Source organism: Mycobacterium sp. (assembly GCF_049280035.1).
GTDB lineage: Bacteria > Actinomycetota > Actinomycetes > Mycobacteriales > Mycobacteriaceae > Mycobacterium.
The window spans coordinates 1-10,067 of record NZ_JBAPPI010000046.1 but is presented as its reverse complement, the minus strand read 5'-3'; the positions used below and the strand labels follow the sequence as shown (position 1 = coordinate 10,067).

Here is a 10,067-nt window from a genome sequence, read left to right as displayed (position 1 = left end):
CATCGTCCGGAACGCGATCTTGCGCAGCGACGCGCTCATCAAGGCGCCGTCGAACGACCCGTTCACAGCGGTCGCGATCGCCGAGACCATGTGCGAGATGGCGCCGGATCATCCGATCACAAAGCATCTGTCGGTGGCGTACTGGCGCGGCGGCGACACCGACCTCGAAGAACAGCTCTATCAGCCACACAATTTCGAAAAGATCGTCGCGTGGGGCGGCTTGGCGTCGGTGAAGCACGTCACGCGCTACATCCAGCCCGGGCTGGAGCTGATTGCACTCGACCCCAAGCGCAGCGTCAGCATCGTCGGCCGCGAAGTCTTTGAGTCCGACCGACTCCAAGACGAGGCCGCCGTGCGGCTGGCGACCGACATCGGTGCCTTCAACCAGGTCGGTTGTGTAAACGCGCGCGTCATCTATGCACTATGCGGAACCGATGCCGCCGGTGTCGACAGGCTCAACGCTTTCGCGGCTCGCGTCTACGACGCGATGCTGCAGCTTCCACCGACGATCAGCACGACTCCAAAGGCATACGACCGCGAGCTCAAGGCGCACCTCGACGCGGTTCGGCTCGACGACGACTGGTACCGCGTGATCGGCGGTGAAGCTGGCGAAGGCGCGATCATCGTCTCGCAGCTGCAGGACCCGGTCGACTTCGCGGGCATGCTCGCCGATAGGACCGCTAACCTCGTACCGACGAACTCCCTCGATGACGTTGTCCAGTGCACCAACGCCTACACCCAGACCGTCGGAGTGTTCCCAGAGACGCTCAAGCGCGACCTGCGCGATGTCCTGCCGCTCTACGGTGCGCAGCGATTTGTATCGCTGGGCTACGCCAGCACCGCCGCGCTGGCTTCCCCGCAAGACGGCATCGAGGTGCTCCGGCGAATGGGCAAGTGGATCACAAACGAGATCAGCACACCCGACACCGTCCACCCGCCGTGGCGGCCAATCTCCGAGGTGATCGACGCGTGACCGAACTCGGCTCGGGGAGCTCGAAGCCAACCCCGGCCACGCCGGCGCGGCCCGGCAACAGACACAAGTAATAGTTGGGACGAACACACCATGACCCTGCGCCGGCGTGAGCTTCGTATCGACGTGAGTAACGCCGTTCCCTTCCCGGGTGCCGAACTTGCCGTCACCTTGGTCGTGCCGGATGACGCAGAGGACGGGCCGCGGACACTGGCGGTCGGTTTCCCTGGCGCCTTCTACGGCCGCGGATACTGGGACATCGCCCACCCCGGCGGCTACAGCCAGGCCGAGTACCACGCCGAGCGCGGTTGGCTTTTCGCGGGGATCGACCACCTCGGTGCAGGCGACAGCAGCCAGCCAGACCCGGCGAGGATGACGCTCGAAATGCTCGCCGCTGCCAACGATGCTGCCTCCCGGTCGATCATTGGCGCGCTACGCGCGGGGACGCTCGTGGCCGGCCTCGGCCCGATCGATATCGTGCGCGCCATCGGTATGGCCCAGTCAACGGGTTGCTGCGTATCGATCATCACGCAGGGCCGACACAGCACGTTCGACGCACTTGCAGTGCTTGGCTACAGTGCGATACACGCGGTGATACCGTCGCCCACGGGTCCCATCGAGACGCGCGTGATCGAACGAGGTCGCACCGATGTAGGCGTTTCTGAATACGCCATGGCTGAAGTGGGTTCCGAGGCCATCATCGGGATGTTCCACTGGGAGGACGTCGATCCGGCGCTGCGGGCCGCCGACGTCGGCAGTGGCTATCCGCTTCGAACCAAAATGCCGCCGTGGGGCAGCGCGTCCGCCCCGCCCGCGTTCGTCGCGGCGATTGCCCCAGGTGTGGTGACCGCGGAGGCGGCGGCGATCGAGGTTCCGGTGTTCATCGGTGTGGGCGATCGGGACGTCTGCCCCGACCCGCGGGCTGAGTCGGCGGCGTATCGGTCGGTTCGCGACTTCACGCTGGCCGTCGTGCCCCGCATGGCGCATATGCACAACTTCGCCAGCACACGGCACCAGCTTTGGGCACGCCTGCACGCATGGGGCGAGGCACTGACATACGCCGACATCGGTGTTCAGTGTTCGACCTGATCGTGGACGGCTTCTGTAGTGTCCGACCGCCGAATTGAGCCCGCGGAGGGGGATTGGCGCGCAACATTTCTCAGCCCGTGTGTGAGGTTCAACAACCGATGGCGTGACAACGTTACGGTCCAGCCGACCAGCGCCGGTGCCGCCGTGAACACAAGATGGGAGATAGTGGGTCAGCTACCTGTGCCATTGCCGGCACCCGTGCGCAAGGCGATCAATGCGGTCAATGCTGGTGATACCGCCGCGTTTCTGGCGTTATTCACGCCTAATGCCGGATATGTCAAAGACTGGGCCCGCGAATTCCGCGGCATCCACGCGATCCGGTCCTGGAGCAACCACGAGTTCATCGGTCAACAAGTCAAGCTTCAAGTGGCTACCTTCTACCTCACCGACGAGGGTGACACCGTGGTCATCGCCGAAGTCGGCGGCTTCGGCTTCAAGAGCCCGAACACCTTCACCTTCCACGTCGACGGCGAGCTGCTGGCCAACATGCGCACGACTCGTTTCTAGACAAACGAGACAACGGGTCGTGGACTGGTGAAACTCTCCCTCCCTGCGTAGGACCACGTCCGATACGGACCAAAGGACATGAACGGGTATCGCCAGAACACGCGCGCACCGCGGCCCGATGTTGCTTGGCAAAACGCCTTAATATATACGGCCGGGCTCGACCCAGATGCTCTCAATCCCGACGCTCCGCTGCCCGCCAAGCTTTGGGCTGATCAGTCGACACCGTCAAGCCGCGCGGAGCAGCTCGATACGGCCGCGCGAGCGGGATCGGACGCTCCCTTACTTGAGCTCGCCCGGCAGGTGGCCGGTGGCGCAGAGGGATGCATTTCATCGGTACGCCCGAGCAGCTGGCGCTCATGTGATCGCTTGGCAGGACGCAGGCGCCGTCGACGGATTCACGTTTATGGGATCGACACTGCCGCATGAGCTCAAGGCGTTCGTCGACCATGTCGTGCCCATCCTGCAGCGCCTTGGCCGATTCCGCATCGAGTACACCGGCCATACGCTGCGCGATCATCTTGGGCTTCAGCGGCCGTCCAAATAGCCCGATTGGACCGCCACTGTGGTCAGGCTAACGGGCCAATTGCACTGTGCGGTTGCGGATGCGGTCGGCGCCCCAGGAGGCTGATAATCAGGCCAGTAAGTAGCAAACAGCCGACGACTCGCGATCGGTCAGGGGAGCAAAGATGAACGTCTGCGACTGGCGCGGGGACGCCGAGGCATACCGCCAGCAGGTGCGCTGGAACGCCATCCGGCTGCTCGCCGACACCGCCGACCTGGACAAGGGTGTGAATCCGGCTCTGCTGCGTTGTCTAGCCGTCTCAGAGCATTTGAGCGCCACTCTCGGGGGAGTACGTGATGCTGTTGCGCCGCGTTTCACACACAGGGTGCAGACGCCGTGCAGGGCATGCGCGCCTCGGTCACCTGAGTCCCGTTGCGCCATCGGGTGAGGACCACAACACCGCCCTCCACCGGCCGGACAACGACGATCTCCGTGGTGTCAACGTGGCCTCCCGCAACCCAGGGGTTGCGCCGCTCGATGCACGCAACCGGTATCTGCTGAGACAAGGGCAGCATCAAAGAGGGAAGGTTTCACGCCCTGAAGACGTTTTTCTGGGTGGTCGCCGACTTGACCGCGTCTAGGTTGAATTCAAAGTAAAAGTAAAGGAATTGATGATGGGACGCATTGGGAACAATCCGCGTCGGGTTGAAGTGCTCCCGGTGACCCCTCCGGTCAGGCCTACACATACGCCCGAACCAGCGGTGCCGCGGCCGGAAACGCCCGCGCCGCAGAAGGTTCCGCAATGACTAGCGCCTCACCGGACTTCGAGGTGGGCCGATACGGGCTGCGCACATTCCGAGTCGACCGGAATGCGCGCGCTTTGCTGCCCGTGGTGAGGGAAGACCGGGACGCGTGGGCGGGCGGAGTGTGCGTGGCCCGCTGCGCTCATGGGCATACCCACAGCCCTCCGGGGGAAGGTTGCAACTGTGGCGTCTACGCGGCAACGAGCCTCGGCTCGCTGCTGGGTCAGTACCCACGGAACGCGTCAAACATTGTGGCGGTGATCGCCGCCGAGGGTCCCACCATCATAGGTAGTTCTGGGCTGCGTACGTCCGCCGCCCGGGTGGTCGCCTACTGGTGTCACCCGTCGCCGAGACTGGGCACGGCCCGCGCGGTTTTGGCTCAGCAGTGTAGGGACGCGAAAGCCTACGACGATTGCGGGGCTATGCTTGCCGCCCACCACATGCCCCTGGGTCTCGACCAGTTCGCTGCAGGGCAATACTCGTCCTGGATCGGTGACATCTACCCCGGCGGAGCCGACGCCAGCAGCGGCATCTTTGACAGGCTGACGAGCAGGATCTGCTATCTGTTCATCCTGCCCGCGGTGACGGCCTATATGCTCGCCACCCTAGGCGTGGGTCGTGTCGAGACGGCAGTGGAGACGGTGATTACCTCGACTCGGGGACCCGTGGCGCTTGCAGCCTTGGCCAGCACCGGTGCCACCCTCCGCATCGGACAGATCCTGCTTTCCCTCGTACTTGGCGCGAGGGGCCGCCGCCTCAGCGACGCGCTCGGGTGGTGGGGGGTGAAGACGGCCGAGGCATGCATCGGGGTGGCGGTGTTCCTCGTGGCGTACGCGGCGAGATCTGGTCCGGTCGTCCCGCTGCAACTCGCCGAGACCATCGTCGTCGCCGGCCTGGCCCTCGCCGCCCCTTACGTGGTAACTGGTGTGGCCACCGCGTTCAGGATGCTGGCCATCCGTCGATCAGCGAGGCTAAGGCGGCGTGGTGTTAGCCAAACAACATGACGAATGGGGTGCAGTGTGTTGAGCCGTGAGGAACTCGCCGACCGGTATGGCGTACCGGGTTAAGACACCGGCCAAGTGGGCGTCGAAAGAAACGGGCCTCGCTACGCGAAATTCGGCAGACACGTCCGCTATCGATTGAACGACGTAATCGACTGGGAACCAAAGCGATTCGCTGACGACCGGCGCTGACTGACACGCCGATCAATGGCGGAAACGCCGTCCTCGGTGATACCGTAGAAATCACTGTCGACGTGGAAGGGCCTCAAGACCGCCTGAACTTGCAATCATGACTGGTTAGCACAGCTCGTGCGCCAGGAACGGTTAGCTGCTTGTGTCGGAGGTGCCGCGCAACGAGCCGGAAACCTCTACCCGGCGGGGCAATCCGACCGTGAAGTTCCGCCGGGACAGATGAAAACGGAGACTTCATGGACAATAGCAATTACCCACCAAACTGCACGAAGTCTGTACCCGAATGCCCGCTCGCAGAACGGCTCCGTTGCGAGCTATCTGAAAGGCACGATGCGCGGCGAGGTGACTACCGTGTCACCTTCCGAATCATCAAAGACAAACCACGTCCTGATGATCGGTCACACGGAGCGCCGCGTCCAGGTGTACCGCCGTCGATAACCGTGGGTTCCGCCAGTACCCTCGGTGACGTGGAAACGAACACTATCGACATCGACGAAGAAAGTGCTTGGCTGGTACACATTTAACGGCTTGCGAGGGCGAGGTGCATTCGATGCGAGTGATTGTTGACGAGACGTTATGTGAGGCGAACGGGTTCTGCGAATCGTTGGCTCCGGACATTTTCGAGATCGGGCACGCCGACGTCGTGCACGTTGCGGAGGGCGAAGTTCCGGAGCATTTGGAAATCGACGTGCGCGCCGCCGTCGATCAGTGCCCAAAGGCAGCGCTGCGGATTGTTGAGTAAATCAGCGCGCCCTCAGTGATACGGCCATCTCGTCGTAGATCGACATGTTGGTGGTCAGGTTGGGGTAGGCCACCTCGGCCGGGCCAAGGGTGATGCCGTCGCAGCGCAGCAACAGTTCGTCCAGCACCGCCCTGATCTCCGCACGCGCCAGCATCGCGCCTAGACAGTGGTGTGCTCCGCCGCCGCCGAATGCGACATGCGGATTGGGCTGGCGAGCGATGTCGAAGGTGAACGGTTGGTCGAAGACCTCCTCGTCCCGGTTGGCCGACCGCAGCATCGAGACCACCCGCTCACCTTTCGGGATGTGCTGACCATCCATCTCGACATCAACCTTGGTCGTGCGGGTCCAGTACGCGACTGGTGAAGCCCAGCGCAGCACCTCTTCGACGGCGCTGGACCGGACCGATTCCTCCTCGCGGTACCGTTCGATCTGGTCGGGATTGGTGACGAACGCCTGCAGCCCGATAGCCAGGGCGTTCTTGGTTGTGTCGCTTCCGGCGAAAGCCAGCACGAAGAAAAAGAACTCGAGTTCGTTGGCGGCCAAACGGAATTGCTCCCCGTCGTCACCGGTGATGACGGCGGATGCGATTGTGCTCCAGATGTCGTCGGCAGGATTGCGTCGTTTCTCGGCGGTGAGCTCCATGGCGTAGCCAAAAATCGTGGCGAAGAGCTCGGCGTCCACACGAGCCCGACTCGACTGGGCCTTCAGGATGCGATCGAAGCCGTCGAAGATGCGCGGCCGATCCTGTTCCGGGATGCCGATGATGTCACCGATGACGGTCATCGGCAGTGCGTCGGCGACGTCCTCGATCCAGTCGCCGCCGCCGCGGGCAAGCAGCTGGTCGATCATCCGCGACGCACGGGACCGGATGCCGTCTTCGAGCTTGGCGATCGCCCGGGGGGTGAATGCACTCGAGATGAGTTTGCGGTGCTTGGACTGTTCCGGTGGGTCCAGGGTGATGATGGTCGGGTACGACGCGAATAGATCGGCCGGCTGGATGAGTGGGCCATCGGCGGCGGTGAACGAATCGGCATCACGGTGCAGGCGCACGGCATGCCGATGTTTGGTGGCCATCCAGAAATCCCGTTTGACGGTTTTGGCCACGCCCGGGGTCAAGCCGTGGCGGAACAGCGGCTTGCTGCGGCGTAGCTCGGCGAAGACCTCATCAGGAAAGCCGTTGCGCCACAATCCGAAATCGGACAGATCGACTGCCGTAGCCGTCATCCGCAACCTCGATTCACTCGGATGCCAGAACCGCGCTGGGCGCCGTTAGCTGACCCGACACTACCGCCGCCAACGACCCGCGTTGACGTTCAATGCTTAAGATAGTAAAAATAGACTGAGTCGTCCACGCGCGGCGAGTATAAAGCGCGGCCGTTCGCCACTGGGCTGGCGCGGGAAATGGACGCAAAAGGAGTAGACAGTGACGGACACGGTTTCGGACTCCTCCATAGATCCGTCCGAACGAGAGTTCGGGCCGAGCGGCATCAGCCTGTCGCCGTACCGATTTCCGACCGGATGGTTCATTGTCGGGTTCGCCTCGGACCTGGCGCCTGGCGAGGTCAAGCGGGTGCACTACTTCGGCGAGGAGATGGTGCTGTTTCGCACCGAATCCGGCCAGGTCAACGTGCTCGACGCCTACTGCCAGCACCTTGGCGCCAACATGGGTGTCGGCGGCACGGTGGAGGGGGAGAACATCGTCTGCCCCTGGCACGGCTGGCGGTGGCGCGGCGACGGCACGAATGCGCTGATCCCATACAGCAAGATCGGCTGCAAGAACAATGTCCGCGTCCGCACGTATCACAGCACGGATTGGTACGGCTTCATCCTGGTCTGGCACGAGCGGCACGGCCGGGCGCCGTACTGGCAGCCGCCGGTGCTGCCCGAGCTGGAAACCAACGAGTACTACCCGCTGCACCCGCACAGCCGCATGCTGAACCGGGTCAAGGTGCACGCTCAGATGATCATCGAGAACGCCGCCGACCCGTACCACGTCCAGTACGTACACAAGGCCGCCAACCCCGCGAACACCACATCGTTCGAGGTGTCCGGTTATCACCTCCACGCCACGGTCAGCGCTCATTTCGGCGGCGGCCGGGCGCAGACCTGGCTGACGCCCGACGGGCCGGTCGACGCCAAGATCATTTACGACAACTACTCGCTGGGACTTGGACTCGTTCGCTTCCCCAGCGACCTGGTGGCCACCATCGAGGTCACCGGCCAAACACCGGTCGACGAGGACTACACCGACTACTTCTATACCCAGGCTTCCGTCCGTGAGCCCGGCGACTCCGGTGACGTGCCCACCGGGCGCGCCGCCAAGTTTTTGGCGCTGCAGCAGGAGGTCATCAAACAGGACTTCTTCACGTGGGAGAACATGAAGTACCTGGAGAAGCCGAACCTGGCACCCGAAGAGGCGCACGACTACGCGGCGCTGCGGCGGTGGGCCCATCGCTTCTATCCGGGCGAACAGGCTTCGCCCGAGGACTTTGGCTATACCGCCAACGGTGATCCTGACCCGGCGGCTGCAGGAGCCTGATGTCCCGCGTGCCGGCTGGGGCGGCACCCGCATGCGACGGAAAGCCCATCGGCCCAGCCGATTTCGGCGTCGATCGGTTCAGCGTCGCGGCAGTGCTTGATCGTCGGGCCGAGCAGTTTCCGGACCGGGTGATGATGTCGATCGCCGGGACTCACGTGACTTTTGAACAGATGCGGCGACGCTCCTGCGCTGCTGCTAATGCGCTGCTCGAGTTGGGTATCCGACCGGGTGACTGCGTCGCGTTGTTCAGCGCGACGTGTCCGGAATGGATCTATTTCTGGTTGGGTGCCGCGCGCATCGGCGCGGTGACCGCGGCCGTGAACGCCGCCAACAAAGGCGTCTTCCTGCTGCACGCGCTCCGCTTGTCGCGAGCAAAGGTGGTGATTACCGACGCCGAACGGCGACCCAGGGTCGCCGAGGTGGCTGAGCACCTACCCGGACTGAGCAGCGTTGTCGTCCAAGGTGATTCGTCCGATGAGGTGCTGGAGGCCACCGGCAGCGTGGAGGAGTACGTCGGTGACGTCGGGGATATCGGGTCGCTGTTCTTCACGTCGGGCACCACCGGGGCATCGAAAGCAGTTGCCACCACCTGGCATTACCTGTTCACCACGGCCGCAACGGCCGCGTCGGCGTGGGGGTTTGGTCCCGGCGAGGTGCTGTGGACGGCGATGCCGTTATTCCACCTCAGCGCGGCGCCGTCAGTGCTGGCGCCGATGCTCGTCGGCGGGACAACCGTGTTGGCGCGGGCCTTTCACCCCGGGACGGTGTGGGACGAGGTGCGCGCCTGTGGCGCCGTCGGATTTGCCGGTGCCGGTGCAATGGTCTCGATGCTGCTGCGCCAGCCGCCCGATCCACGCGATGCGCAGTTGCCGCTCCGGTTCATCTCCGCGGCGCCGATCGACGCGTCGGTATATCGCGACATCGAAAAGCGCTACGGCTGCCGGATCGTCACCATGTACGGGATGACCGAGGCCTTCCCGATCGCGGTGAAAGGCATTGCCGAGGAAGGCGTGCCCGGAACATCCGGCCGGCCTAATCCCGATTTCGACGTGCGGATCGTCGATCCGGATGGCGATCCGCTTCCGGATCGATCGGTGGGGGAGATCGCTTGCCGGCCCCGCTACCCGCACGTCATGAGCGAGGGCTACGTGAACGCTGACGGTGGTGTCGACCCGCATTCGGAGTGGTTTCGGACCGGTGACCTCGGTGTGCTGGACAGCGACCAAAACCTGACTTACGTAGACCGGGTGAAGGATTCGCTGCGCCGCCGCGGCGAGAACGTTTCGTCGGTCGAAGTCGAGACCGTTGTGCTGGGTCATCCGGCGGTGCTCGAAGCTGCGGCGGTGGGTGTGCCCAGCGACCTGGGTGAGGACGACATCCTGCTGGTCGTCGCGGTGCAGCCGGACGCTGCGTTGGATTATGCCGAGCTGCTGGACTTTTGCGGCGTCCGGATGCCGTACTTCTGTGTGCCGCGATATGTGGAGGTAGTCGACGAGCTGCCCAAGACCATTATCGGGCGGGTTCGCAAGGATATTCTTCGCAACCGAGGTGTCGGACCCGGCGCCTGGGATCGAGAAAGCCACGGATACATCGTCAGCCGGTGAGACAGGGAGAGAACAAATGGCCATGACCTACCAGCAGCAGTACGTCCTCGACGGTGCGGCGGGACGCGACGCCATCCTGAATCTGACCGCACGGCACAACCGATGCTATTTCGACGG

The 10,067-nt window shown here is 63.7% G+C and carries 9 protein-coding genes; 8 read left to right on the top strand and 1 reads right to left on the bottom strand.

Annotated features, from left to right (window positions below):
• The 6 genes from WAN71_RS01545 to WAN71_RS01520 form a co-directional block, all read left to right on the top strand.
• The coding region (locus WAN71_RS01545; RefSeq protein ID WP_422223640.1) for an acyl-CoA reductase at positions 1 to 973 on the top strand (973 nt) is incomplete at its 5' end.
• 90 nt (positions 974 to 1,063) lie between these two features.
• Positions 1,064 to 2,059 carry an alpha/beta hydrolase gene (locus WAN71_RS01540; RefSeq protein ID WP_422223639.1) on the top strand — a complete coding sequence of 332 codons (996 nt, stop codon included), beginning with the start codon at positions 1,064 to 1,066 and terminating at the stop codon, positions 2,057 to 2,059.
• 165 nt (positions 2,060 to 2,224) lie between these two features.
• Entirely contained in the window at positions 2,225 to 2,566 is a 342-nt protein-coding gene (locus tag WAN71_RS01535) for a nuclear transport factor 2 family protein (protein WP_422223638.1), read from the top strand.
• Between the two features lie 358 nt (positions 2,567 to 2,924).
• Entirely contained in the window at positions 2,925 to 3,110 is a 186-nt protein-coding gene (locus WAN71_RS01530; RefSeq protein WP_422223637.1) for a hypothetical protein, read from the top strand.
• A 760-nt stretch (positions 3,111 to 3,870) separates the two neighbouring features.
• The gene (locus WAN71_RS01525) at positions 3,871 to 4,875 is read left to right on the top strand and encodes a hypothetical protein (protein WP_422223636.1); all 1,005 of its coding nucleotides are present in this window, start codon (positions 3,871 to 3,873) and stop codon (positions 4,873 to 4,875) included.
• Positions 4,876 to 5,614: 739 nt separating this feature from the next.
• Positions 5,615 to 5,806, top strand: coding sequence for a ferredoxin (locus tag WAN71_RS01520; RefSeq protein WP_422223635.1), 192 nt, complete (start codon positions 5,615 to 5,617; stop codon positions 5,804 to 5,806).
• Position 5,807: 1 nt separating this feature from the next.
• On the opposite strand, the gene WAN71_RS01515 is transcribed toward WAN71_RS01520, so the two are convergent.
• Positions 5,808 to 7,031, bottom strand: coding sequence for a cytochrome P450 (locus tag WAN71_RS01515; RefSeq protein ID WP_422223634.1), 1,224 nt, complete (start codon positions 7,029 to 7,031; stop codon positions 5,808 to 5,810).
• 199 nt (positions 7,032 to 7,230) lie between these two features.
• Between WAN71_RS01515 and WAN71_RS01510 the strand changes: the two genes are divergently transcribed.
• Positions 7,231 to 8,346: a Rieske 2Fe-2S domain-containing protein gene (locus tag WAN71_RS01510; RefSeq protein ID WP_422223633.1), complete on the top strand. Its 1,116-nt coding sequence runs from the start codon at positions 7,231 to 7,233 to the stop codon at positions 8,344 to 8,346.
• The gene (locus WAN71_RS01505; protein ID WP_422223632.1) at positions 8,346 to 9,950 is read left to right on the top strand and encodes an AMP-binding protein; all 1,605 of its coding nucleotides are present in this window, start codon (positions 8,346 to 8,348) and stop codon (positions 9,948 to 9,950) included. Before WAN71_RS01510 ends, WAN71_RS01505 begins: the two co-directional genes overlap by 1 nt.
• The last annotated feature ends 117 nt before the right edge of the window (positions 9,951 to 10,067 follow it).

What these genes read in the sequence shown, in the direction of transcription:
- WAN71_RS01540 (WP_422223639.1), top strand. Translation starts at nt 1,064, where the DNA reads ATGACCCTGCGCCGGCGTGAGCTTCGTATCGACGTGAGTAACGCCGTT.
- WAN71_RS01525 (WP_422223636.1), top strand. Translation starts at nt 3,871, where the DNA reads ATGACTAGCGCCTCACCGGACTTCGAGGTGGGCCGATACGGGCTGCGC.
- WAN71_RS01520 (WP_422223635.1), top strand. Translation starts at nt 5,615, where the DNA reads ATGCGAGTGATTGTTGACGAGACGTTATGTGAGGCGAACGGGTTCTGC.
- WAN71_RS01515 (WP_422223634.1), bottom strand. Translation starts at nt 7,031, where the DNA reads ATGACGGCTACGGCAGTCGATCTGTCCGATTTCGGATTGTGGCGCAAC.
- WAN71_RS01505 (WP_422223632.1), top strand. Translation starts at nt 8,346, where the DNA reads ATGTCCCGCGTGCCGGCTGGGGCGGCACCCGCATGCGACGGAAAGCCC.